The organism is Paenibacillus sp. N22P23 (assembly GCF_059383735.1).
The window spans coordinates 138,544-164,029 of the sequence record NZ_JBXENT010000006.1 but is presented as its reverse complement, the minus strand read 5'-3'; the positions used below and the strand labels follow the sequence as shown (position 1 = coordinate 164,029).

Annotated in this window: 19 protein-coding genes; 4 read left to right on the top strand and 15 right to left on the bottom strand. The window is 51.3% G+C overall.

Annotated features, from left to right (window positions below; translation table 11 throughout):
* Positions 1 to 48 precede the first annotated feature (48 nt).
* Entirely contained in the window at positions 49 to 864 is an 816-nt protein-coding gene (gene pdaA / locus AC506A_RS22610; protein WP_495463256.1) for a delta-lactam-biosynthetic de-N-acetylase, read from the bottom strand.
* 180 nt (positions 865 to 1,044) lie between these two features.
* Between pdaA and AC506A_RS22605 the strand changes: the two genes are divergently transcribed.
* Both AC506A_RS22605 and AC506A_RS22600 read left to right on the top strand, forming a co-directional pair.
* The gene (locus AC506A_RS22605; RefSeq protein WP_495463255.1) at positions 1,045 to 1,635 is read left to right on the top strand and encodes a DUF3238 domain-containing protein; all 591 of its coding nucleotides are present in this window, start codon (positions 1,045 to 1,047) and stop codon (positions 1,633 to 1,635) included.
* 29 nt (positions 1,636 to 1,664) lie between these two features.
* Entirely contained in the window at positions 1,665 to 1,880 is a 216-nt protein-coding gene (locus AC506A_RS22600; protein ID WP_495463254.1) for a hypothetical protein, read from the top strand.
* Positions 1,881 to 2,246: 366 nt separating this feature from the next.
* Here the strand turns inward: AC506A_RS22600 and AC506A_RS22595 are convergent, their stop codons facing one another.
* The 11 genes from AC506A_RS22595 to AC506A_RS22545 all read right to left on the bottom strand — a co-directional run bounded on the left by AC506A_RS22595 (position 2,247) and on the right by AC506A_RS22545 (position 20,542).
* Positions 2,247 to 5,375 (bottom strand): alpha-mannosidase, encoded by a 3,129-nt coding sequence (locus tag AC506A_RS22595; RefSeq protein WP_495463253.1) that lies wholly within the window; start codon positions 5,373 to 5,375, stop codon positions 2,247 to 2,249.
* Between the two features lie 3 nt (positions 5,376 to 5,378).
* Positions 5,379 to 7,688: a glycoside hydrolase family 3 N-terminal domain-containing protein gene (locus AC506A_RS22590; protein ID WP_495463252.1), complete on the bottom strand. Its 2,310-nt coding sequence runs from the start codon at positions 7,686 to 7,688 to the stop codon at positions 5,379 to 5,381.
* Between the two features lie 76 nt (positions 7,689 to 7,764).
* Positions 7,765 to 9,420 carry a type 2 periplasmic-binding domain-containing protein gene (locus AC506A_RS22585; RefSeq protein ID WP_495463251.1) on the bottom strand — a complete coding sequence of 552 codons (1,656 nt, stop codon included), beginning with the start codon at positions 9,418 to 9,420 and terminating at the stop codon, positions 7,765 to 7,767.
* Positions 9,421 to 9,562: 142 nt separating this feature from the next.
* Entirely contained in the window at positions 9,563 to 10,462 is a 900-nt protein-coding gene (locus AC506A_RS22580; RefSeq protein ID WP_495463250.1) for a carbohydrate ABC transporter permease, read from the bottom strand.
* Positions 10,463 to 10,476: 14 nt separating this feature from the next.
* Positions 10,477 to 11,382 carry an ABC transporter permease gene (locus AC506A_RS22575; protein WP_495463249.1) on the bottom strand — a complete coding sequence of 302 codons (906 nt, stop codon included), beginning with the start codon at positions 11,380 to 11,382 and terminating at the stop codon, positions 10,477 to 10,479.
* A 326-nt stretch (positions 11,383 to 11,708) separates the two neighbouring features.
* Positions 11,709 to 13,919, bottom strand: a complete 2,211-nt coding sequence (locus tag AC506A_RS22570; protein WP_495463248.1) for a helix-turn-helix domain-containing protein — start codon at positions 13,917 to 13,919, stop codon at positions 11,709 to 11,711.
* 109 nt (positions 13,920 to 14,028) lie between these two features.
* A complete protein-coding gene (locus AC506A_RS22565) occupies positions 14,029 to 15,411 on the bottom strand; it encodes an alpha-L-fucosidase (protein ID WP_495463247.1) in 1,383 nt (460 codons plus the stop codon).
* A gap of 35 nt (positions 15,412 to 15,446) precedes the next feature.
* Positions 15,447 to 16,712 (bottom strand): glycoside hydrolase family 125 protein, encoded by a 1,266-nt coding sequence (locus AC506A_RS22560; RefSeq protein ID WP_495463362.1) that lies wholly within the window; start codon positions 16,710 to 16,712, stop codon positions 15,447 to 15,449.
* Between the two features lie 84 nt (positions 16,713 to 16,796).
* Entirely contained in the window at positions 16,797 to 18,569 is a 1,773-nt protein-coding gene (locus AC506A_RS22555; protein WP_495463361.1) for a glycoside hydrolase family 35 protein, read from the bottom strand.
* 264 nt (positions 18,570 to 18,833) lie between these two features.
* Entirely contained in the window at positions 18,834 to 19,742 is a 909-nt protein-coding gene (locus tag AC506A_RS22550; RefSeq protein WP_495463246.1) for an AraC family transcriptional regulator, read from the bottom strand.
* Between the two features lie 146 nt (positions 19,743 to 19,888).
* Entirely contained in the window at positions 19,889 to 20,542 is a 654-nt protein-coding gene (locus AC506A_RS22545) for a glycosyltransferase (RefSeq protein ID WP_495463245.1), read from the bottom strand.
* Positions 20,543 to 20,740: 198 nt separating this feature from the next.
* Here AC506A_RS22545 and AC506A_RS22540 point away from each other — a divergent pair, with 198 nt between their 5' ends.
* Positions 20,741 to 21,271 (top strand): hypothetical protein, encoded by a 531-nt coding sequence (locus tag AC506A_RS22540; RefSeq protein WP_495463244.1) that lies wholly within the window; start codon positions 20,741 to 20,743, stop codon positions 21,269 to 21,271.
* A gap of 53 nt (positions 21,272 to 21,324) precedes the next feature.
* Here the strand turns inward: AC506A_RS22540 and AC506A_RS22535 are convergent, their stop codons facing one another.
* The gene (locus AC506A_RS22535) at positions 21,325 to 23,244 is read right to left on the bottom strand and encodes a beta-L-arabinofuranosidase domain-containing protein (protein ID WP_495463243.1); all 1,920 of its coding nucleotides are present in this window, start codon (positions 23,242 to 23,244) and stop codon (positions 21,325 to 21,327) included.
* Positions 23,245 to 23,433: 189 nt separating this feature from the next.
* On the opposite strand from AC506A_RS22535, the gene AC506A_RS22530 reads away from it, so the two are divergent.
* Positions 23,434 to 24,288 (top strand): helix-turn-helix transcriptional regulator, encoded by an 855-nt coding sequence (locus AC506A_RS22530; protein WP_495463242.1) that lies wholly within the window; start codon positions 23,434 to 23,436, stop codon positions 24,286 to 24,288.
* Positions 24,289 to 24,365: 77 nt separating this feature from the next.
* On the opposite strand, the gene AC506A_RS22525 is transcribed toward AC506A_RS22530, so the two are convergent.
* Positions 24,366 to 24,794: an SRPBCC family protein gene (locus AC506A_RS22525; protein ID WP_495463241.1), complete on the bottom strand. Its 429-nt coding sequence runs from the start codon at positions 24,792 to 24,794 to the stop codon at positions 24,366 to 24,368.
* A gap of 54 nt (positions 24,795 to 24,848) precedes the next feature.
* Positions 24,849 to 25,337, bottom strand: a complete 489-nt coding sequence (locus AC506A_RS22520; protein WP_495463240.1) for a GNAT family N-acetyltransferase — start codon at positions 25,335 to 25,337, stop codon at positions 24,849 to 24,851.
* Between the last annotated feature and the right edge of the window lie 149 nt (positions 25,338 to 25,486).

Sequence of the window (25,486 nt, the reverse complement as noted above, 5' to 3'; positions counted from 1 at the left end):
GAGGTGCCTGCGCAGCACCTCTCTTCGCCTTCCCCTTACTTTATACGGTTAATAACTCTTGGTTTCCAGCTCATTGAGCGGCTTAAAGGTGTAGCCTAGCTGCCTCGCCGCATCGATGATTTGAGGGAGGGCTTCCGTGTTGTCTTTCGATACACTGTGCAGCAAAATCACCGCTCCGGGATGAAGCTGCTTCATCACGTTATCGTAGGCGTAACGCCAGCCGCGCTGGGCATTCGGCTCCCAATCTCTATAGGCGACCGACCAGAATACACTCGTATATCCCTGCTCCTTGCTAACGGCAAGTACCCGGCTGTTGAAAATCCCCCTAGGCGGACGAAGATACTGCATCTCCTGCTGCCCGGTCAGCTCTGCTACGGCCGTCTTCACTTTAGCGAGCTCCGTTTGGATTTGACTGCTTGGAATAACGCTCATATCCGGGTGGCTCCAGGAGTGATTGCCGATCAGATGTCCCTCAGAAGCCATCCGCTTCACCAGCTCCGGCTTGTCCTTGACGTAATGACCGGTTACGAAGAAGATGGCCGGGACGCCCTTCTCCTTCAGCACATCCAGGATGCGGCTCGTGTAGCCATTCTCGTAGCCGTTATCGAACGTGAGATACAGCTCTCTTTGTTTCGTATCGCCAAGGAAGATTGCCCCGTGCTGCTCCAGTATCTGCTGAAAGCCCTCTTCTCTAATTGAAGGCAGCATACCGCCAACACTCTTCTTAAATCCAAAATGGAAAGGGCCTCCTGGCGCGCCGACTGTCTCCGAGGCCATCGCCGTTCCTGCAACGGAAAGCATGAGGACAAGCGACGCCAACAGAGAAAGCCAAGCTTGTGGGCGAAGACGGTTTGGTTTGTACATGATGTTCGTTGTTCACCACTTTCTTCTCGCATGTAGCCTGCTGCATGTTGGAACCATACAGAAGTTACTGTATCCCGGAATGCTGGAAGTTATGTGAATTTTTCGGACAGGCTGCAAGGTGAGGGTCATTTCTATGCTAAAATAAGCGGAGCAAATGCTGAAGGTGAGGAGAATTCAACAATGGCTTCAATTGTGAAAATAAGAGGAAGTGTATTTATCGGCGGCTTGCAATGGCTCCCAGCTATGACCGACCCCGAAACCGGCCTGATCCATGAGTATGCAGGTGATGCACGGGAATTTACGCCTCATGCCGTTAATACAGGAAGATCTCGCGTGGAGCAGGAGGTTGTCGTTGATTTTGTGAAACGCAAGCTGTTTACGTTTGCCAATACCGGCCTTACTACGCTGCGAGTGACCAAACCGGGCGGGATTGCCGAGTTTAATCAAGGCAAAGCCTCTGTCGATGGCGTGACGGTCTCGGATGAAACATGGGAAGCTTCATCGGTTGCCTTCATCATGAAAGCAACTGCCGCCAATCCGCTGCGACCCGCTGCTCCGGCAGTCGATTATGAGCTCCAAGTGACCGTTCACGAAGAAACCGGTCAAGTCGAAGTGAAGGGCAGCCATGACGGGTTCCCTTGCTTCGAGTTCTATAAGCAAGTCGATTTCGGTGATTATGAGCTGCTGTACACGCATGATTTCCGCGTTACGGGCGATACGCCTGCCGCAATGGCCGGAGACATGGAATATGATTTCGAGCGCAAGCTCTAGTACGGGAACCTGAGGAAGGAGGCCTTGTCATGGCCATTTACCGCCGTCTCCAGACGGATGACGATTTCAACGAGGCGATGGAGCGCCAGTTCAAGCTTCGGGTCTATAAGGACGACCATATCGTCGACACAGGCGGCATCATTATCCGCTTCGACGATACGACCGTCGTCAGCCAATCCAGCGTCAGCGACGTTGCTTACCACGAACGCGCCGCATGCGAGTTCTTCGAGATTCGCAAGCGGTAGTTGTCGGAACTGCATAAGAGCCATTTTCCAACTTGTAACGGTTGTGAGAGTGGTTATATTGCCGAAATAGCCCATTTTTATTTTCTTACGGTTGCCATCGAGCTTATTTGGACATGTTCCGGTAGAAATCAACCATTTTATAGCGAATAAAGATGCTCACAACCGTTAGAATTCTAAAAGTCGTTCATTTCATGAAATAGACACGCTGACAACCGTTAAAGTTTATTCGGTATGAAGAAGATTGCCCTCAGATTAACCGACAATTAAAAAGAAACCCAACGTTATAAAAAACGCTGGGTTTCTCTATAATCCGAAGAGCTGTCCCACATATGGGACAGCTCTTCATGGTTTGATTAACAGTCTTCATTATTCGAATCGAACCGTTTGAATCTCGTATGGTTTAAACGACAGAGTAAGTACGCCATCCGCTCCAATGCTGCATGGTTCCAGCTCATCCTCGAGCAGGTTAACGATGCTCGCCCGCTTCGTACCCGCCGGCAGCTGCACTTTCACTTGATCACGGCTTCCCGTCGATTCATAGAAACGAAGAATCGTTCCTTCGCCGCGTTCTGCCGGCTTGACGGTATCCAGCAAGACGGAACGGCTGTCCAGCTGCAGCATCGAACACGATGCCGGCAGGGAGTTTGCCGATACGTTGCCTTCCGGAAGACGAAGGGCAATCGCGGGATGGTTCAATTCCGCCGCTCTGCGCACAACCTCAGCCTGACGCCAATCCTGCTCATGCGGGAACAACGAATACGTAAATTCATGCTCGCCTTGATCCGCGGTATTATCCGGCCATTTCGGAGCGCGAAGCAAGGATAGACGCAGCACGCCGTCTTTCACGTCGTAGCCGTATTTGCAATCGTTCAGCAGGCTGACGCCGTAGCCGCCTTCCGACAAATCCGCCCAGCGATGTCCGCAAACCTCGAATTGCGCCTGCTCCCAGCTCGTATTGCGATGTGTCGGACGCTCCATGGCGCCAAACGGAATTTCATAGGTTGCCTTCGTGCTCAAGACGTCCACAGGGAATGCGACCTTCAGCAACTTATGGCTCTCATTCCACTGTACGCGCGTCTTGAAATCGACACGTTTCTGATGATGGTACAGCATCAGATCCTGCGTAATACTCGATTCGCCCAAGCGCCACTCGAAGCGAATGATATCGAGCGATTCACCGGAAAGAACGAGCTTCTTCGAAATCAGCTCTGCTTCGCCAGCTCTGTACTGCTCAAATTTAGGATCGATGTCCCACGCGTCCCAGTACAGCGGTCTGTCGTGGAAGAACTGCAATTCATTGGCCTTCGCACCCTTAGGCAGCAGTTCACGGTTCGCCGCTTTGTCGAGCCAGCGGACGATCTCTCCGCGCTCATTGAATGCCAGCTTGTAGTGAGCGGTTTCCCACTCGTCTAGGGAACCAGCATCGTTAACAGAGCTCACCTGACGCAGCTTCGCTTCAGCACCTTTTGGCTCCCGCAGCCAGATCGTTTTATAGCCAAAGGCCGGGATAGCAGAGACGGCAATCGACAATTGGAACTTGCCGCATTCAAGCTCTACCCGATCGCATGGCAGACGACGGCCCCCGTCATCAAACGCGCTAACGCCTACTTGATGCGCGCCGACCTCAAGCACGACGGTTTCATCGCGCTCCCAACCAAGACTGTTGAACACGGCGTATGGCGTTCCTTCGCCGACCGCGCCAATTTCTCCAGCGACTGTAAGCATCGCTTGCGAGAGCCCTTGGTTGCCGATCGCAAAAATTTGCTCGTATTCCGCAGCTGACGTTTCATACGTTTCCGTAATGGCTGTACCCGGGATAATGTCGTGGAACTGGTTAAGCATCATCAGTTTCCAGCCCTCAGCAAGCGCATCCGTATTGCCGACAGTGCCCGTGTATGCACGAGCCAGCGAGCTCCAAATTTCCGCTTCGCGGTACAGTACCTCCGCTTTGCGGTTGCTCCTCTTGTTTCGACCATGCGTCGTCAAGGTGCCGCGATGCAGCTCCAGATACAAATCACCATGCCACTCCGGCAAAGTGTGAGCGACTTCTTCGACAGAATCGAAGAATGCGGCTGCCGTGCTGAAGCTGCTCGTCGGAAGACCTGGCATCAACGACCCGCGTTTCGCGAATTCAACCATTTCGCGTGTCACGCCGCCGCCGCCATCTCCATGTCCGTACAACAGCATCAGCTCGTTCAGCTTATCCTTCTGACGATACTCTCTCCAGTGCTCCTCAACGTCTTTCGGTCTTGTATGCTCGTTAATGCCATGGTTCAAGTACGAGACAATTGCCGTTCCGTCGATGCCGACCCAGCGGAACAGCTCATGCGGGAATTTGTTCGTATCGTTCCAGTTCAGCTTGGTCGTCATGAAGTAATCGACTCCTGCCAGCTTCAGCAGTTGAGGAAGCGAAGCGCAATAGCCGAACGTATCCGGCAGCCATTCGATCGCCGAGCTCTTGTTAAACTCATCGCGGTAGAAGAGCTGTCCGTACAGCATTTGACGAACAAGCGACTCCCCGCTTGGAATGTTGAGATCCGGCTCGACCCACATGCCCCCAACAAGCTCCCAACGGTCGTCTGCTACGGCTTGTTTGATTTTGGCATAGAGTGCAGGATCATGCTCTTTCACAAACGCATACAGAAGCGGCTGGCTTTGGGAATAGATGAACTCCGGGTATTCCTCCATCAGCGACGTCATCGTCGAGAAGGTACGGCTCGCTTTGCGCACCGTCTCCCGGACAGGCCACAGCCAAGCAATATCAATATGCGATTGACCGACCATATGCATCTTACCCTGTGAGGGACTCGCCGGGAATTGTTCACCGATCCGGTCACGAAGTCCCTTCTCAATCGCAGCAACAAGCTCAGGGCTATGCCAGCTATCCTCTGGTAATTGCTCCGCTTCTTTCATGGTCACATACAGCGTGTCCATCATCTGCTGGCGGTTGTAGTCCTGCTCCGGCAGCATACGCATCGTTTCGTAAACCGCTTGAACACTGTAGAGCAAGCTCTGCACAGGTTTGTTGACGCGAACTAGATTCACTTCATAATTCGTTATCGGCGCGACAACCGGTGCTTGGTTGTTCAGCGGATCAAACGGCTCCGGAATCGGATCCATCAATTCGATCTCAAGCAGCGGCTCACGGCCCGCTCCTTTCAGGTAGAGGGGTACGAAGTCATGATTGCGGTCCAAGCCCTGATAAGACGCACCGTTTACGCGAAGCAGTCCTTCTCCGCCGCCACTGATCGATAAACCAGCCGTTCCGTCCTCCCAATGAGCAGGAATCGAGATTTGCTTCGTCAGAAAATAAGTAATCCCGTGCTTCCCATCCAGACGCGTGTCCTTCAAGATACTTGACTCTCCGCCCGGAAGCGTCTCATATTCACCCGGCAAGCCGTAGCGGACCTTTCGCATCTCCCAATCCAGCAGGGTCGACGCCTCTGCCCACTGACGCTCCGACAGATTTCGAATAAAACGATTAATGCGATACATTCTCTACACCTCGCTTCGCACATGCAAGGATGTGCTGATTACGTCTTCTGCGTTTCTTCCGATCATCATCAGGAACTCGCCTGCTTCGACAAAAGGCTTCAAGTTCGCATCCAGCATTTGCAGATGCTCCTTGCCTACGATGAAGCTGACGGTCTTTGTTTCTCCCGGCTCAAGCACAACGCGTTCGAAGCCTTTCAGCTCCTTTATCGGCCGAGTAATCGAGCTTACTTTATCGGAGATATAGAGCTGAACGACCTCAGCACCTGAGACATCCCCGGTATTCGATACATCTACGGTTACGACTGCCTTCCCGTCCGGTGCTATCACCTCAGGGAATACGGCAAGTCCGCTATATTCGAAAGTCGTGTAACTCAGTCCAAAACCAAACGGATAACGCGGCTTTGCATCCATTTCCAAGTACCGTTTGCCCCGGCTTCTTTTGCCGTTATAGTAGACCGGAAGTTGACCTACATGTTTCGGTACAGATATCGTCAGTCTGCCGGACGGATTGACATCGCCGAACAGAATGTCTGCGAGTGCAGCGCCCCCTTCTTGCCCCGGATACCAAGCTTCAAGAATAGCATCGGCATGCTCGTCGATCCATGGCTCCACAATCGGTCGTCCGTTAATATAGACCACAATAAGCCTCTTGCCTAATTTATGAATTTCCTGCGCCAGCGTAAGCTGCACGCCCATCAAATGAAGACCGGTGCGGTCGATCCCTTCCCCGCATTCCATATCGCTCCAAGCAAGCTCCGATACGACGGATGCGCCTGTGCGCAAATCGATTGTGCCTTCGCCAAAGTCCCGCGCACTGGAGCCGCCAAGCGCCAGTACGACGACATCTGCTTGCTCCGCACAGGCCAAAGCGGAAGCAAAGCCGTCCGTGGAATCGCCTTGAATTCTGCAGCCTGGCGCGTAAAGCACACGCTCCTGCGCCTGTTCGCCCAGCGCTGCCTTAATTCCGTCAAGCAGCGTGACAATTTGTTCGCGTGGCTGCGGCGACGTATAGTCGCCAAGCTGGTTGTAGATGTGATCGGCATTGGGACCGATCACGGCAATTTTACCACTCGCTGCTTTGGACAGCGGAAGCGCCGCATTGTCGTTCTTCAGCATAATAATGCCTTGACGAGCAACCTCGCGCGCAAGCTCGGCATGTTCCGGGCAGCCGATAATCCGCGCAGCCGCTGCCGGATCGACATAAGTACGATCGAACAATCCCAGCTCGAACTTGGCCTTTAGAATCCGAAGCACTGCCACATCGAGATCCGCTTCTTTAATTAAGCCGTTACGCAGCGCGCCGTGAAGATGACCTGCGAACATCGCTCCCGACATCTCCATATCGATGCCTGCCTTAAGCGAGATCGCCGACGCTTCCTCGCCATCCTTGGCGACATCATGTCCCCAAGCAAGCATATTGATCGCTCCGCAGTCGGTAATGACGAATCCGTCAAAGCCCCAATCTTGGCGGAGCACTTGCTCAAGCAGTTCGGCATTCGATGTGCATGGCACACCGTCAATCTCGTTATAAGCAGGCATAATCGACTTCGCCCCGGCTTCGACACCTTTCCGAAACGGAAGCAGGTCGACCTCATGCAGCTCCCGTTTGCCCATATGAGCCGGGCCGGCATTTCGTCCTCCTTCCGAAGCACCATAGCCGACAAAGTGTTTCAGCGTCGCGATCAAGCTGCCTTCGCCATCAAGACGTTCCCCTTGCAGTCCCTGTACAGCGGCAACCGCCAGCTCCCCGATCATGAACGGGTCTTCCCCGAAGCACTCCTCGGTTCTGCCCCAGCGCGGATCCCGTACGACGTCGAGCACCGGCGAATACGTAGCTGCTCCGCCTTGGCTGCGGGTTTCCAGCGCTACGGCGCGGCACATCTCGCGGTACAACTCCACATTCCATGCGCTTCCGATTAGAAGCGGAACCGGAAATACTGTAGCGCCAATCGCCATATGTCCATGCGAGCACTCTTCGCCGAAGAGAATCGGAATGCCGAGTCTGGACTGTTCCATCGCATAACGCTGTATGTCATTAACAGCGCGAGCGCCTTCCTCTGGCGAGAGTCCGTTCTCCAGCGTTACTTCCGTCCATGGGTCAGCACGAAGCGTGCCATAGAGTGAACCGATGCCGCCCTTCTTAATCTGTTCTTGAAAGTCAGCATCCAGCTCGATCGTGCCATCAGCCCTCTTATGATACGTTTTCCACCCGAATGGCTGGGTCATTTGACCGATCTTCTCTTCGACTGTCATATGTGCAAGTAAGTCACTTGCCCGTTCAGAGACTGTAAGCGAAGCGTCTTTGTAACGCATAGTACCTTCCTCCCTTTCTCCCCCAAGACAAGCACAAGGAAGTACGCCCGAAGGAATACTTCCTTGTTCTTTTCATTTATTTCTTTTCAATCGCGGATTGATAAATTTGGACGTATTGCGGCAGGTTCAGACCATCGAACCCTTTCACGTAGCTGTCCCAATCTTTCTCAATATCCTTATCGCCAATGATGAACTGTGCCATGTTCGAATTTACATAATCCTTGATGGAAGTCGCCAATTGAGCGATTGTATCCGTATCTTCTGCTTTCACATAAGCGCCGGATGGGTAAGTTTCCTTCGGTGCATAGGCATCATATGCTGCTGTTGCGTCTGCAAGGCGTTTCTCGTAACCTGCAGCTGTCAGCGGGTCTTGAGCTGTCGCGAACAAATCGCGGAATTCCTTGGACAAGTCTTTAGGTCCAAGAAGCGACCAGCTGTCATTGCGCACAACATTTTCGTCTAGCGGCTGCAGTCCGGAGAAGCTGTACTTCGCAGGTTGGCCGGTAATGTTAAGCTCGCCTGCTTCAGCTTTCTTCCAGCCGATGCCTTCTTTGACGCCATATTCGCTGAACAGCGAGCCTTCTTCGCTATACGCATAGTCGATAATTTTGATTGCTGCGATTTGCTGTGCTTCAGACGCTTTATTCGTAATCGCCATCGGGAACTCGGCGATCCCTTGCGACGTGCCTGCAAGTTGAACACCGCTCGGACCTTTTACCGGTGGTACGATAACCCAGTGCTTTTGACGCTCATCTGTATCTTCATAAGCTTTAACCAGGTAGCTGACAAGAGCAGTAGTGATGGAACCTACGATTTCATCGCCTTCGCGTTGGCCGAGCTGACCAACTGCTTGATCATTCTGTGTGAATGACGCTTTGTCGATCAAACCTTCGCTGTACAGCTTGTGCATGTAAGCCAAGCCTTCTTTCCACTCCGGCTTGTTCGCTGCAAAGTCTACTTTACCATCTGTTACTGTTAAATACTTATCGTTATCGTTATAAATAAATGAATTCATCAGATAGGAGTCGATGTTACCGTTCCAAACCGATTTGTTTGGAGCACCTGTCAATGGAATTTCATCTGCCTTGCCATTGCCGTTAGGATCTTGCGTTTTGAAAGCTTTCAGAGCCGTATAAAGCTCGTCAGTCGTTGTAGGAACACCAAGTCCCAGCTTGTCTAGCCATGCTTTGTTCATCCAGAACTTTTGCGCATGTGTACAGTGGTAACATTCATTCAAGCGCGCAATTCCATAGATGTTGCCGTCCGGCGCAGTCATAGCTTCCTTCAGGTAAGGCTTCTTCTCAAACATCGCCTTCAAATTCGGTGCATATTTGTCAATGAGATCGTTAAGCGGAATCAGCACGCCTTGCTTGCCGTAAGTCATCAAGTCGCCGGTCGTGAATTTCGCTTCCAGGAACACTTCCGGATAGTCGCCGCTTGCAAGCAGCAGCTGTCTACGGTCTACGAGTGCATCAGTAGGAGCGACATCCCACTTGATTTTGACGTTGAATTTCTCTTCCACGAGCTTCGTGTATTCATTGTCCTCAAGCGGCGCTTTGCCTTGCGGTGCAAAAAATCCGATATCGATAGGTTCAGACGCTTCAGTAGCTGCGTTGTCACCTGTTGTTTCATTGCTTGCACCGGCATTCTCTTTATTATTGCTGCCACATGCGGAAAGAACGATACTGCTGATCAATACGATCATGAGTGATACCCAGATGGACTTTTTCAAAACGAACTCCTCCTAGAATGAATAGTTTCGTTGCAGCTGCTCGAATTTCCCGAACAGTTCCCCCTGATTGCCGACACGCTTCTGACTGATCGATGTTGTCGTTGCCCCACCTCCACAATTAGTTCACACTATATTGTTGAAGTTAGCCCTTTAAGGAACCAACCATAACACCTTTGACGAAATGCTTCTGTACGAAAGGATACATAATGAGAACAGGTACGCAGGCTACGACGATCAGCGCATATTTAAGCACTTGCTCGAAGCCCTTATCCCGAAGACTCTGTGCGGTATTCGCCAGCATCGCAGGATCGGCTGCATTAAGAATCAGCATGTTACGAAGAACATATTGAAGCGGGAAAAGATGTTCCGATCTCAAGTAGATCAGGGCATCAAAGTAGGCATTCCAGTGTCCTACTGCGTACATCAGCGTCATAACTGCCAAGACCGGTTTGGACAACGGCAATACGATGCTCCACAAGTAACGCAAGTCTCGGCAACCATCCATCTGGGAAGCCTCTTGCAGCTCCGATGGAATCGAAGATTGGAAGAAAGTTCTTGCAATAATGACTTGGAAAATGGAGAACGCTCCAGGGAGCCATAATGCCCAGCGTGTATCCAGCATGTGTAAATTTTTCACCAACAAGTACGTTGGTATGAGTCCGCCGCTGAAAAATAACGTCACCATCATGAGAATCATGATGTATTTGCGGCCCGGCATCGTCCGCTGCGACAGCGGGAAAGCCATGAGTACGGTAAAGGTAACGTTAATCAACGTCCCGAAAATCGTATAAATAAAGCTGTTATAATAACCTGTCATGAGCTGCGAGCTCTGGAAAATCGACTTATAGGCTCTAAAGGAGAAGTCGACCGGGAACAGCCACACTTTGCCTGAAACAACGGCATCCGGCGAGCTGAGGGATGAGCTGAAAATGTAAAGCAGCGGATAAAGCACAGTCAGCGTAATCGCTGCAAGCAAGAGATACAGACTTATCAGCAAGACACGGTCGCCGAAAGGTTCTCTGATTTTTTGTTTGATAAACATAGACGGCCGCCTTTCTACCACAAGCTGTTTTGAGAAACTCTGCGTGCTACTGCGTTTACACCGACAAGCAGGATCAAGTTAATGACGGAATTGAATAATCCAACCGCGGAGGAGAAGCTGAAGTTCGCTCCAAGCAAACCGACCTTATACACATAAGTCGAGATAACCTCGGAAGTACTCAAGTTCAGCGAATTTTGCATCAAGAAGATTTTCTCAAAGCCGACCGCCATGACGTTGCCCAGACTTAGAATGAGCAGCGTAATCGTGATCGGGAGCAGAGATGGTAAATCGATATGAATGATTTTCTTGAATCTCGAAGCGCCATCCATACGTGCCGCTTCATAGAGCGAAGGATCGACACTGGCCAATGCTGCGATATAGATAATGGATGCATAACCCATTTCCTGCCACACACCGGACCAGACATAGATGGACTTGAACAATGCAGGCTCACCCATGAAGTTAACGGACTCCCATCCTAAGAAGGACATGACTCTGTCAATTACCCCAACATGCGGTGAAAGCATCAGGATGATAATCGATACCATGATAACCGTCGAAATGAAGTGAGGCGCGTAAGTGATCATTTGAACGGACCGTTTAAAGAAGCCTGTCCGAATTTCGTTTAGTGCCAGTGCCAGCAGAATCGGAATCGGGAAACCTGCCAAGAGTGAGTAGAAACTGATGATTAGCGTATTCTTAATTAATATAGGGAAGTTTGGCGAGCTAAACAGATTATCAAAGTGTTTAAACCCAACCCATGGGCTGCCCAGAATCCCTTTAATAACATTAAAGTCTTTAAACGCGATAATTACTCCAAACATCGGTATATATTTGAAGATGATAAGATAGAGTACCGGAAGAAGTACAAGCAGGTATAGCTCCCAACTCCGCTTCATATTGCTCCATGTCTGCGCCATCCGCATTACCCCTTAATTCAGTGTCGTATTCGATAGCTCGATTCTAGCCTGCCGAGGACAACACCAGCAATTCGTAAGATTCCGCGATACCACTATTTTCGCGGCGTGCGCATTTGGCTGATATCAGCGTTAAGAAATAAGAGTACTCCTCATTTTTCTACACATGCACTTTTTCGCCCCCGCAAAGCGCCGATTTTCGGGTGGGCGTTACCATACATCACAGAGTTAAGCGCTTCATTGGCTGTATATCCATCCTATAAAAGTCCGCAAAAAAACCTTGGTGTCCGCCGATGCTGCCGGCATGACCCAAGGTTATAGAATGCCCATCATTTTTGCTGCTTGCGGTAATCACTCGGTGAAAGTCCCGCAACGTTCTTGAACGCTCGGTTGAAGGAGTTGTAATTAAAATAGCCGACCTGCACACTAATCTCCTGTAACGATTTATCCGTACTGAGTAGCAGTTGTTTGGCTTTATCCATCCGCAGTCCGATTAAGAAGTCTACAAAATTCCCGCCCGACTCTTCTTTAAACAGCTTACTGATGTTCTTCGCATGAAGGTTGAACTTGTCGCTAAGATGGTCAAGCGAGAGCTCCGGATTGGCGTAATGCTCTTCGATATAGGCCCGAATATCGCCGATTACAGCCCGCGTCCGCTGGGAATCCTTAAGCGCCTGCAATCGATCAGTAGCTGATTCGAAGATTTTCGTACAGCCCTGCTCTAATTCCGCTACAGTCTCCCAGTTTCTCCCTAGTTCAACCAGCTCAGCGCCTGCATCTTTCCACACATTGCGATAATCCTTGGACAGCTCCACAAATACGCGGCTCAGCTGTTGGTGCAGAAACTGCAGGAAGCTCTCGATTTCCTTCCGCGATGAGATGGAATCTTGAATTTGATCGAACAGTTCGTCCAGATGCTTCTTCCATCCACTCTCGGCAAGCCTAATCGCCTGGGATAGGGAATGAATCGTGCCAAAATAATCGTGAACACGAAACTTTGACGCATCGAGCTCCGATGGTTGAAGCAATCTTCCCGTTCCGAGCACAGCCTTATATTGCAGCAAATTGCCCGCGAGCTCGTACGAGCTTCGGATTTCTTCAAGACTGCCCGCCTTAGCACCTACGCCAATGGTGATCGTAAAGCTCAGATTGCTTTGCACCCATTCTACGATTTGCTCACCGATTTGTACGCTTAGTGCAGACCCATCCGCTTCATCCGGTACCCATACAATTGCAGCGAGCTTACTTTCCGTAATCCATTCCGCCCATACGCTTGCACTGCTAAGTCCGGACATTTCCTGGGTAACGCTCGTTACGACAAATTTAAGAATGGATTGATCCTGATGATGATACGTCTCTATGAACTGCTTATAACGGTCAATTTCAAAAACAAGCACGAAAGCCTGCGAGCCTGCCGGATTTACATGATACGTAAGCAAATCGGCCTGCCATTCCGACTCTCGAATGGGAACTCGCCCTTCGACGGCTTCATTAAAGCGATGCTTCTTCTTCAAAATAACCGTTTCTTTATTCTGTTCCCTCGTTTTCGTCGTTTCCTCCATAAGATGCTCTAGCGCGCCTTGGATAAACCCGAACTCATTGCTGCCAACTTTGTCCTCCTCCGGCTTGATTAACGCACTTGTCCGAATAAGGGAAACAAGTTGACTGATCGGTTTATAGTTACGCCTTGTTACGTGAACGACCCATATGACGCCTAAGAGAACCGCAACTATGGCAATGATGACCCAAATACTATAGAAATTGAGCACAAGCCGCGACAACCCGGAATCAGCCGGTCCACTCTCGACACCCCATCCCGTATAAGGAGAAACATACCGAGACAACACGCTCCTGGATTCAAGACTTGTTGCGCTATCATCCATAAGGCTGTTTCCTTGTTTATCGCTTATACGAACAAAAGTAAGATTCGGGTTGTACATCGGCGTAACAGAGGCTTTCAGTTTGGACAAGCTGACATTCACCACGATGTAGCCTTTCTTCAACGTCGTGAAATGGGGATAATCCTGCACAAGCGTAATGACATCCTTAGCTTTCTCGGCCGGATACGGCTTATAGCTTCGCTTGCCTGTCCACTTGCCTGAAGGCAGCTTCTGTTCAATAAACGGTTGTATGAATGGCTTGTCCACAAAGTCTGCGGTGATGCCTGATCCGTCACCCGCAACGAAATCATCCTTTAACCGGATGAGATAGACGGAATCGATGATTGAATAATTGAGTTTCCAATCATCCATGAGCGTGTTTGCCTGCATATTGATGAACACATCTTCGCTCTTCGCATTAAAGAACTTCCTCAGTTCCGTAGACGAAAGAGTGTCCCGTAAAATACGATAATCAAGCGTCTTGAGTGAATTGTCCGTGAACCGGACAACCTGCTGGGCAAGAAAATCATTCGCCTTGATCGCTTCTTTGCGATTCTGCTCGTTAAGGGTTTGGAAGAAGACCACAAATAGTATGGTTACCACGACAAAAAACACGGGAAGATAGGATAAAAGTAATTTCCGGAACCAGTTTCTGTTCATGTCCATCCCCCTTTATCTTATGTTCCCGCGTCGCCGGTTTAAAAAATCCACTTTATTCTACACTAATTTAGGTCTCCTTGCCAAATTAGCTGGATTTAGCCCTCCCGAATTACTTCGTAGCTATGCGGAATACATGCGCGATTGGAGCTGCTTCGGTCAACTGGCTCTCCGGCAGATGCACGGTAATGAATTCTTGATCCCGTGTGTAGAAGACGGATTCTCCTGTATCCACGAGTTCGATGCCCGTAATCGCTTCTGCATACGGAATTCGGATTTGTCCGGATACCGGCGAATTCTCATTTGCATACAGATAAGTGCAGTAAACCGTGTCGCCTTTGCGCGTAAATGCACAATCGCTTGTGTAGTAAGGCGCGCAAATCCGCGTACCGTAGACCGCTTCGCCGTACACTTTCATCCATGCTCCGAGGTCCTTCATGCTCTTCACTGCGCCTTTAGGCAATCTACCATCAGGCTGAGGTCCAACGTTTAGCGCCAAGTTGCCGCCTTTTGCGACTACTTCCATTAAGATATGAACCAATTGACGAGCGGATTTATACTTGTCCTCGAAACCAAACGAGAAAGAAGTTCCGATTGTGATACAGCTCTCCCACGGCACATGCAGCGGACGATCCGGGATCGTTTGCTCCGGTGTGACGTAGTTCTCATATGCGCCGCCAACTGTACGGTCAGCCGACAGCAGCCATGGCTGCGATGTCTGACGTGCACGCTCAACCACTTCACCCAGACGAATATCTTGATTCACCTTGCCGCCATCTCGTACCCAGCCGGCATCCAGCCACAGGATATCGATTCGGCCATAGCGAGTCATTAGCTCCATAATTTGCTCATGCGTGAACTGCACGAATTTCTCCCACATCGATGGATGCTCCGCCGGATTGTAAGAAGGTCCGCGCCACATATGACGGCCTCTCTCCATTCCCGGTGCCCAGTAATACGGCGTATTCCAGTCCGCTTTGGAGAAATACGTCGCGATCGCAAGTCCTTTATCACGGAATGCATCGAATACATTCTTGCAAATATCCGCGTAACGGTGCGCATGGAAAGGAGTCTCTTTGCCTGTAATGCGATAGTCAGTCGTATGCGTATCCCACATGCAGAAACCATCGTGATGCTTAGTTGTGAAGATCAAATATTTGAAGCCGCCTTCGGCAGCTACTTCTGCCCACTTCTCCGGTTCGAAGCGAATCGGATTAAATGTCTTATTCAGCGCGAAGTACTCGCGTTTCATTTCTTCATAATCATTCGTCCAATCGACGTCGTTTCGTGCCCAATCGCCGTCTTCGTCACTAAGTGTCCACGATTCCACCATCCCGATCTGGGAATAGGGACCCCAGTGCATCATCAAGGCGAGCTTCTGATCCTGGAACCATTCCAGACGTTCCAAGGTTACCGGGTCCGTTGGTTTTACCCACTCGGATTCACTGCTATAATTATGAACGCCATTTTCCACTTCATGTACGGTCTCACTCATGTATTTAGCCTCCTTAATAGTTAACGATGCTTCGCTTAGGCGAGCATAGCCCCAATCTTCTTCTCTTTCATCAACTTCAGAATCAGCTCGCCGAACAAGGTGTTTGCCCAAGCAAACCATGATCTCGTAAATTGAGTCGGGTCATCCACGCTAAAGCCTTCGTGCATAAAGCCGGTCTCTCCGTCGGTAGCGATCAGCAGCTTCACCAGTTCAGCGATTTCCTGATCGTCCGTTGAAGTAAGAGCCTGCATAACCAAACTGATGTGCCAGATATAACGCGGCGGCGTATGCGGGCTTCCGATCCCTTTCGCGCGGCTGCCCTCGTAGTAGTACGGGTTGTCCTTGCTTAGAATGAAGCGGCGCGTGTTCAAGTAAATCGGATCATCCTTTGCCGCATAACCCAGATAAGGAATAGATAGCAAACTCGGCACATTCGCATCGTCCATCAGCGTGTAATTGCCCTCTCCATCGGTTTCATAGGCATACATTTCGCCGTAAACCGGATGCTTATAGATACCGAAGTCGCGAATGCCAAGGTCGATCTCTCCCTGCAGCGCAAGCGCCTCGCTCCGCAGAGACGCATCGCCTAGCACTTCGTTTGCGATTTCAGCCAGGTAGCCCAGCACAACGCTCGCGAACATATTAGCCGGAACCAGATACCCGTAGGCGCAAGCATCATCGCTTGGCCGGAAGCCGGACCATGTCATGCCTGTATAGCTAACCGGTGCGCCCATTCCGTTGTTGTGGATCGTATCGCTTGGCGGACCGGATAGGCGGGTGAAACGGTACGGAGACTCTTCCACATGCTTCTGCTCAATGCGCCATAGCTGCAAAATACGTGCCGCTGCCTGCTTGAAATTGTCGTCGAAAGCAGCTGTGCTGCCTGTCTGTTTCCAGTACAAGTAGCTGATTTGTAGCGGATAACATAGGGAATCAATCTCGTATTTACGCTCCCATACCCACGGGCTCGGTGCAGGCAGCTCCGTAATATCGTTCTCGTAGCGATTGTCATTGGCCTCTTCGTTGAAGGCATTCGCGTACGGATCAATGAGGATGCACTGGAATTGGCGCTTCAACAGTCCTTCAATGATGCGGCCAAGTTCAGGATCTTCCGAGGCCAGCTGAATATAAGGTCTGACCTGTGCACTGGAATCACGCAGCCACATCGCCGGGATGTCGCCGGTAAATACGAACGATGTACCGTCTTCCATAAGACGTGTAGTGGTTTCCAATGTATTCGGGAAGCATTGCTTGAACATATGGAGCAGCTTCGGGTGACCGGCGAGCTCCGTCTCCGCCATGGCTAGGATGTCTTGGATCGATTGCGGCAATTTCGATTGTAATTGTACGGTCAATGGATTCACCTTCTTGTGTGTATTTATCATTTATTGCGGCTGATGATTTAAAACCGGCGTATCCGTGAGCATGACCGTCGATACTTGCTGTGGAGCGCCATGCAGCTCGAAAACGATGATTTCATTGCTGCCTTCGAGAAGCAGTGGGGCAGGCACATACAACGTTTGCTGAGGCCCCTTGCTCCAGTAACGTCCCAAATTAAAGTTGTTGATGAAGACGACGCCTTTCGTCCAGCCCTGCATGTCCAAGAACGTATCTGCATTGGCCTCCGAGACGTGGAAAGTTCCTTTATAGAACCTTGGCCCATCGGGATTCAAGCTGTCATTGGCAAAAGTCAGCTTCGTCAAGTCTTCCAGCGGAATCGGCCGAATCGTCCAATCAAAGAGAAATTGGAAACCAAGTCGAACCCCTTCCGTGATTCCTTTGCGGTCTTTGAGGTAAGGACCATAGTTGATTCTGCCCATGTTTTCAACGAGAATGTCAAGCCTCGCTCCTCCAGCCGGCACTTCAATCGCAAGCGATTGCGGTGTCTGCGCCCGCTCGATTACGCCTTTAAACTCGCCGTCAACATAGACCATTGCCCGGTCGCGCACTTCTTGCAAATAAAGCTGCTCTGAAGGTCGCGGTCCGGAAATCCGAGTCGAATACAAAATAAAACCATAATTCTGTCCGACCTTCTCCATCGGAACCGGGGTAACGGATGGGACAGGTGCCGACAGCGCATCGAGCTGCTCCCATAAAGCCGCCTGCTCCGTCAGTTCGACTTGCCCGTAGGCTCGGCGAGGTATGGCAGGAGGAAGCTCAAGTGGACCGAGATCCTCATAACGGGCAATGACTTCACGCACCGCATAATACTTAGCCGTTGGCACCCCGGTCTCATCCAGAGGTGAATCGTAGTCATAGCTCGTAATCGTCGGCTCATAGAGATTGGGTTCCTGGCAGTTGGCGCCGTTATAGAATCCGAAGTTCGTGCCGCCATGGAACATGTAGAAGTTGACGGAAGCGCCGGCTGCCAGCATTTCATCCAGTACTGCTGCCGCATCTGACGCATCGCGGGTATGATGCGGCTTGCCCCAATGGTCAAACCACCCATTCCAATATTCCATGCACATTAACGGAGAGTCCGGTTGATAGTCCTTCAGCTTATCGAAAGAAGAGGTCGGATTGGAACCAAAGTTAACCGTCGACAGCACACCTTGAACGGATCCGCCCTGCAGCAGCGCGTCCGTTGGTCCATCGGAGGTAAATAGCGGTACATCGATACCTCGCTTTATTAGAGCCTTCTGCAAATACGCCAGGTACTTGGCGTCATTGCCGTAGCTGCCATATTCATTCTCGATCTGCACCGCGATAATCGGTCCGCCGTTCGTGCAGAGCAGCGGCTTCAGCTTAGGAATAAGGGCATCGTAATAAGCATCAACCTTGCCGAGATAAGCCGGATCGCTGCATCTCAGCTGCATATCGGAATCGGCTAACAGCCATGCAGGCAATCCGCCAAATTCCCATTCTGCACAAATATATGGACTCGGACGAACAATGACATGCAAGCCGAGGCTGCCCGCAAGCTCGATATAAGCGAACACATCGGCGATTCCGTCGAAACAGAACTGCCCTTCATTCGGCTCATGCACATTCCAGGGAATGTACGTCTCCACCGTATTCAGTCCGCAAGCTTTTAACTTCATTAAACGGTCTTTCCAGTACGAAGGTACAATCCGGAAATAATGCATAGCGCCGGACAGAAGGCGGACAGGCTTGCCCTCATACACAAACGCATCTCCTTCTATTGAAAAATGGCTCAACATACTCGCTCCTTACCTCTATCATGTAGACTTAGGATAAACGCGGCACTTCCTGTGCTCAACGGGATTTTTTCGGGAAGTTCACCTTTTTCCACCCCAAACAGGGCACTACACAATATTCTCAAGCCCCTTCTCCGTTGAAAAAGGAGAAGTCGACGAAACTTGCATCCTCGTACGACGCAGAAATCGCTTGCCGGCAGCAATAATAAAAGGTGCGGCCGATTATCGGCCGCACCTTTTATTGGCAGATCTATGAGTCAGCACTTACGCGCCCTTGCGTTTCACGGGGACATAAATGTCCATTTCGACCAGCTCTTGGTCCGGGTGGCAGCGATAATCATACAGCTCGAACTCCGCAGCACCGGAATGCTCATAACCGGAATGCGGGAACCACTCGCTGAAGATCGCGCCCCATGTGCTTTGGATCGAGTTAGAGAGCTGCTCGGTCGGCACTTTCGGTGTCGTAAACACCGCATAGTCGGATGCACCGAACTCACGGCAAACAAGATCCTCCGGCACATTGTCGAAGTGCTCTGCTTCCATGCCAATCAGATACTTGAAGCTTCCGGTCGCCATATCGAAGCTGTGGCAGATGCCGAGCTCGATCGGGCTGTCCTTATGAACGCGGTTCGGAATGCGGCCCGACCAGCCATTCTTCAAATACTCCTGCCAGTATGCCGGAATCTGGCGATGGTTCTCTCCGTTGTTCGTGGATGTTTGAAGCTCGTAGCCAATGACCTTGTACGCTGGTTTGGTTTCAATCCGATACTCCATGCGAATGCCTCCCAAATAAGGATTGTATTTGCGCTGCAGCACATTCAGCTTCGAGTAGGCGGGCGGCTTGATCCCATGTTTGCGGTAATCAGCCGGCGTCATCTCGAACATGCGCTTGAAGGCGCGGGTGAACGTTTCATGATTCTGAAAGCCGTAATCGAGTGCAATGTCGAGCAGCCTTGTATCCGAATAAGCTACCTGCCAAGCCGATAACGCCAGACGACGCTTACGCACGTATTCCATTACGGTATCTCCCGCCATGGACAGAAAGACCCGGTGGAAATGAAAGTCGGACAGCCTCGCGACCTGCGCCAGCCGCGATAAGGATAATTCCTCCGCCACATGTGCTTCCACGTAATCAATGGTCGTTTGAATCTGCAGCAGGTAATCCTCTCTCATTCGAGTACATGACCTCCTCTTCCTTTGCTGTTCCCATTGTAACTTGGTTCATTGCTGTATTCTTGATGATTCTTGCTTAACCCTGCTCGAAGCACGAAAAAAAGGCCGCCATTACACGCTGCGGCCTCTTAGATGGATCAAGCTTGTTATTTGAACTTCTCCGGAAATTGGCTGATGACCCCATTCGTTAGAATATCCGCGAACATCAACATGTGAGCCAATCCCTCATCGAAAGCAAGAATATCCCCATTCCAGTCCTTCTTCAGTCTCGCAGTCACTGCAACCGTAATCAGCTGCAAATGTCGATCCATCATGCTCTTAATCTCTTTGTGCGTCCAATTGGGGTTAGCGCCGCTTAGGAACTTAGCAATATCATCAGCGTTACGGTACCATGCCTTATTATACTTCTCCAAGTCAGCCTGATTGCCGGTTTTCGCGGCTTCAAGCACTTGACCGGCAATCAGAATATGCTCCCGCAGCAGCTCAGCCAGTTGATTGCCTGCTTTCTCGCCGTAGTACGGCTTAAAGGCATTGCCGAGATCCTGCTGATTTCGGAGCAATCGCTCCAAAACCTTGTTGCGATCCGCAAGCCCTTCGGTCGCACTCACGATGTAGGTTTTTGTCCAGTAGACATGGTCCCCCCACAGCTTTCGGAGTTCTTTGTTCAGGTTTACCATGGACTGCGTATAGCGTATTTGGTGGGCATGATGGTCCTGCCTGGACGCCGAGGCATTTATTGGAGTCACCCCTAGCCCAAGCAGCACGCATACGAGCGTTAGACTTAGCAATTGTCTTCTCATGTGCTTTTGTTCTTCTCCTTCTCTGAGGCCTGTATGGTCTGGATGGTTAGCCCCTTATATTGTGGACGTTTCCATTCATTTCATGCATAACCTTTCTTATATTTCGGGGCGGGAACCCGTACCATTTTGCCTCGCTTGGCATCTATTAAGAGGAGTATGCAGACTAGCAGCATGAATGAGAGAGTAGGGGATGCGAGAATGTCGATGATGAGAAAGAACAGCAACGTCTTCGCAAAAAACCGCAAGTTACGGAGCGGTAAAGTTACCGCAACCAGCAGCAAGCTGCAAAACAATGTCGGCAAAAACAGCCGTAAGGTTCAAAGCAGCAGCACAGCAAACGCCCGGGGCAGCTACAGCAGAGCCGTTTATTCGACCGGGATCCTTCGGCGGAATCCCGGTACCAACTTCGCCCTCGTTGACCTCGTCAACCTGGGCTACGGAAATGCCTTACGAATGAGCGTCCAAGTATTCGACTGGTCAAGCGGCCTTCCTGTCGCACTCACGCTAACACCGTGCAATACGACAAAATGTTTCGTGTCCCTAGCCCCAGGCACATCGAATTTCGTATACGCAGATGTATCGAATGTGCAGTACAAGTACGAGGTCCGTATCAGTCGCAACGCATATAATCGCAACGTCATACTCAACGTATTCGGCCTCAGCCAAGAGCCGCTTACGCCACAAACCGGCAACAACGTCCTGCAGCACGCGCTTGTCCGGATTAAATGAACAAATAAAAGCGGATGAACCGGGCTAATCACCCACTTGGTTCATCCGCTTTTTCAACCCACAACCGCTCCGATTTTCTTCCATGCCTTCTCGCGTTCTCCGATCAGCGGGAATTCGCCGATCCGCAGCCGCGCGCTGCCGTAAGGGACAAGCGTCAATTCCGCCATCTCCTGACCTTCGGTCTTTGGATAGATCGGCGGCGTCCCCGCGTTGTTGCCTTCCATTTTCCACTCGCGCACCAGCTGCCCGGTTGCCCTCAACCGAACAGGTGCGTGCTCTGCCTCGAATGGCTGATACGGCACTTCACTTTCGCTAACCGCGTAATCATTGTCTGCTAAGAGACCGTATTTCCAAGGCGAGCCCGGGTAAACCTCCCAATCGTGAAACTTCGCCCGCTTCGTCAGCAGCTGCCAATTCTCTTGAATCGGAAGAGCATAGACAAGAGGTCCGCGTTCAACGCTAATGGCGTACAAATTACGGGACGTCGTCGTCACAACCATCGGCAAACGAAGCGTCAGCACATCCCCGTTCTTCCACTCACGCTCGATCCGCGCATAGCCGTTAACGATGTTAAGCGAAACGTTAGCACCATTAACCGACGAGGCAGGCGAACCACACCAAGCCGGAATCCGCAGCGAAATGGCGAAGGTTTCACTCGGACGATCCAGCGACACGGCCATGCTAACCGTATCCCGGAACGGATACTCACCGCTCACCGTTACGGTAGCCGCCGCACCACTGCCAACAGCAGCGTTTACTACGCTAGGCGCATACGACACAGCTGCCAAGCCGCCGTTCCCGTCCCCCATCCACAGGTGGGACGTAAACTTAGGCCAGCCTTGATGCATATTCGACGTGCAGCAGCCGAAATGCGGTTCCAAACCAAACAAGTTCGCATCCGGGCCATTGCTCCAAGCCCGCGGAGCCACATTGCATACGATCTGATTCACCTGTTGATCGTATTGATGCGACGTCCAGTCCTTGGAGATTGCGGCAGGGAGTGCGTTGAACGCCACCTTTTCCAAAATATCGCCGAACCGTCCTTCGCCGAATACGCGGGTCAAATGCTCCATCGAATACATATATTCGACCACGGCACATAGCTCGACGCCTTGACTTGGGCTCGTACCGGACAGCCACTCGTCGCCGGAGAACATGCCATGCGCTTGACCATGGTACGTCATCAGGCTGTCGATGCCGCGATGAACGGCCGCAAGCTCGGCTTCCACGCCGCTAAGCTCATAGCGGATGGCTGGTGTTTTGATACCCATGGCCACGTTGACGACATGCGTGCTCCAATCCCACTCCTCCACTTTGCGCCAGTAGGGGAAGTCATGGAATACATCTGTCCAATCGAGCGTCTGCTCGGCCACTGTCGCTGCCAGCTCCAGCAGGAACGCCTCTCCGGTCACTTTGTACAGCCATTGCACGCACAGCATCATCTCTGCCCCGCGAGCCTTCGCCCACCCTTCAAGCGGGTTGGATGCGATGTGACTGTGAACGTAACGGAAATAGCGGGTCAAGAATGGAACAACGCGCTCATCCCCCGTTACTTCCGCATATTGCGTCATCACCTTGAGCATGATCATGTAATGCCACCAGTCATGCTTCTTGTTGATGTCGTTATTGACCGATTGAATCGTTCCGCGCGGACCGAAGTTGCCGTCCTCCCCTTGGCTTGCGAGCGACCATTCCACCCAGCGCTGCGCTTTGGCAATCAGCTTCTCATCCTCCAGCAAATAAGCAAGCGGCAGCAGGCCGTCCAAATAATAAGGCCCGCGCTCCCAGCTCTCGCCGTGACCTCCGATCCAGCCGTTCGCCGAACCGACATCACTCCAATGCTCTTCCAAATGTCCGGTTAATCCATCGGCCTGAATACGTAATTGATTGCGGAGCCAGCCTGCTGGCTTAATCGCCCCTAGCGGTAACGCTTGAAATGCAGTGGCAATCAGTTTATTTGTCGTCGTCTCCATGCGAGTCGTCTCCTTCTTCATACAAGATAGCTATGAAGCGAATATAGCATGTTCACGCAGCCGCAGCCGATAGCCGATGACAACCCCTTTTTATCCAATCACAACATAAGCCTAAATTGCCATATATGGCATAAACCCTTATGAACCCTTATGATAAAAGGAAACCTTCCCGGAAGGAGCTGCACGCCAATGTTCCGATTCACTTCTCCTCCTATGCCGCACTACATCACCTCAGGTGAAGATACGTATGCAGCAGGCGGCAAACACCCGGACCGCGCAAGCATTGGCGTATTCGACTTGCTCGCGGTAACACGCGGCGCTCTCTATCTGGAAGAGGATGGGGCTGCGCTCACCGTTCTGGCTAATCAGTTTGCGATTCTGCGTCCGGACCGCTCGCACAAGACCGTGATCCCCTGCCGCGAGGAGACGCATTTCTACTGGCTCCATTTTCAAACGCTAGGCAGCTGGAGCGTCGTGGCGGAACGCGAACCGCATCTATTCCCGCCTGCCTCTGATCCGCATACACATATCGAGACATTCGTGTTTCATGTCCCGAGATTCGGCGAACTGCATGCACGGGAAGGCGTTTACGAACGATTGGAAAAGCTGCTGCTGCTGCATGCCGATTTCCATGCAGCCGCCCGTTTCCGCCAGCAAACACTTCTGCTCGAGCTGCTGCTCCAGCTGCAAGAGGAGGGCAGCAGCGCTGCCGCCAAGGACCCGCAACTTGCGCTGGCGGATGAAGCCGCCGCTTTCTTGCGCCGCAATTATCGGGAGCAGCTTAGCTATAAGGAGCTGTCGGATCAGCTGCATTTTCACGCCAACTACATCGCGCTCTGCATGAAGAAAGCATTCGGCTGCACGCCGCAAGACTACCTCACCCGCTACCGCATCGAGCAGGCCAAACAGCTGCTCATTCACACGGGCGAGCCCATCGGCAAAATCGCCGAAGAAACCGGCTTCCAAACCTTCCCGTATTTCGTCCGCTGCTTCAGTAAGCACACGGGAGCGCGACCGAAGGAGTTTCGACTTCGGTATCGGTAATCTGCGAACGACAAAAGGCAGCTCAGATGTGGACATCTTGCTTCTGTCCTAGCCCGAACTGCCTTTGCCTAGCCTATTTATTTAACAATGCCTGTCCGAAGCTGCGTTACGCCGAACTCCAAGTAGCCTTTCAAGCACGACAGCACAAACACCCAGCCTTCTTTGTTGTCCACGATTTTGTGCAGCAGCTCGGGATCATTCTCTTGGAATCCCTCTTCGTTAACGGTAATAATCGTGCTCGCATCAGGCTGCTCTTCCAGCGTAATCGTGACAATATGGTCCTCGCCGGCCCATTGAAATACGATCCTTTTATCGGCCTCAACTTCGAGCAGTGTTATGCCCACTTCAGCGTTGTACTCTTTGTAGAGCAGTGTAATGCTCTTGCCTTGCTCCCATCGCTCCGAGCTGGATGAGAACCAGAAGTTGCCGATCTTCGCAGGGTCTGCAAAAGCTTCAAATAGATCATGTGCCGGTCTGGCGATTCGAAATTTGGTTAGGTTATTCATAGGCTTGTATCCTTCCTTCGCTTGGATTGTTGAAGCTGCGGGAGCTGCCGCTTCTTATCTCAGGATCTTCTGGTAGCTCGCAATGTCGAGCCATCTGCCAAACTTACGCCCAACTTCCTTGAATAGAGCTGCCCGCTCGTAACCGAGGCGCTCAAACAGGCGGATACTTCGCTCATTCTCCGTACACACCGTCGCAACCAGTACATGAAACTCGCTTTCGCGCGCTTTCGTCTCTAGAAAAGCGACCATCTCTGCACCGATCCGCTTGCCGAGATGCTCCGGGGCCAAATAGATCGTGACCTCTGCCGTCGTATTATAGGCTTGCTTGTTCTTATGCTGCGTGAGCAGACCGTAACCGATAATCTCGCCGTCTTCTTCGCAAACATACGTGCTATACAGCGGGTTGGCAGGCATCACATTAGGCCGAATTTCATCTGGCGTCAGGGCAACCGTATGAAAAGAAACCGTCGTATGCTCAACATAATGGTTGTAAATCTCCAGCACCTGCGGCAGATAACATTCATCCATCTCTACGAATCGCATATTGCTCGTCCCTTTCTAATTCATCTTCCCGCCGAAATCCACATTCAGCAAGCAGCATTCATTTCACTCTACTCACCATACCATATTTTGCACACAAAAAATGACCTCTGCGCACCTGCAAACTACACACATTTTGTTCTAACGAACTG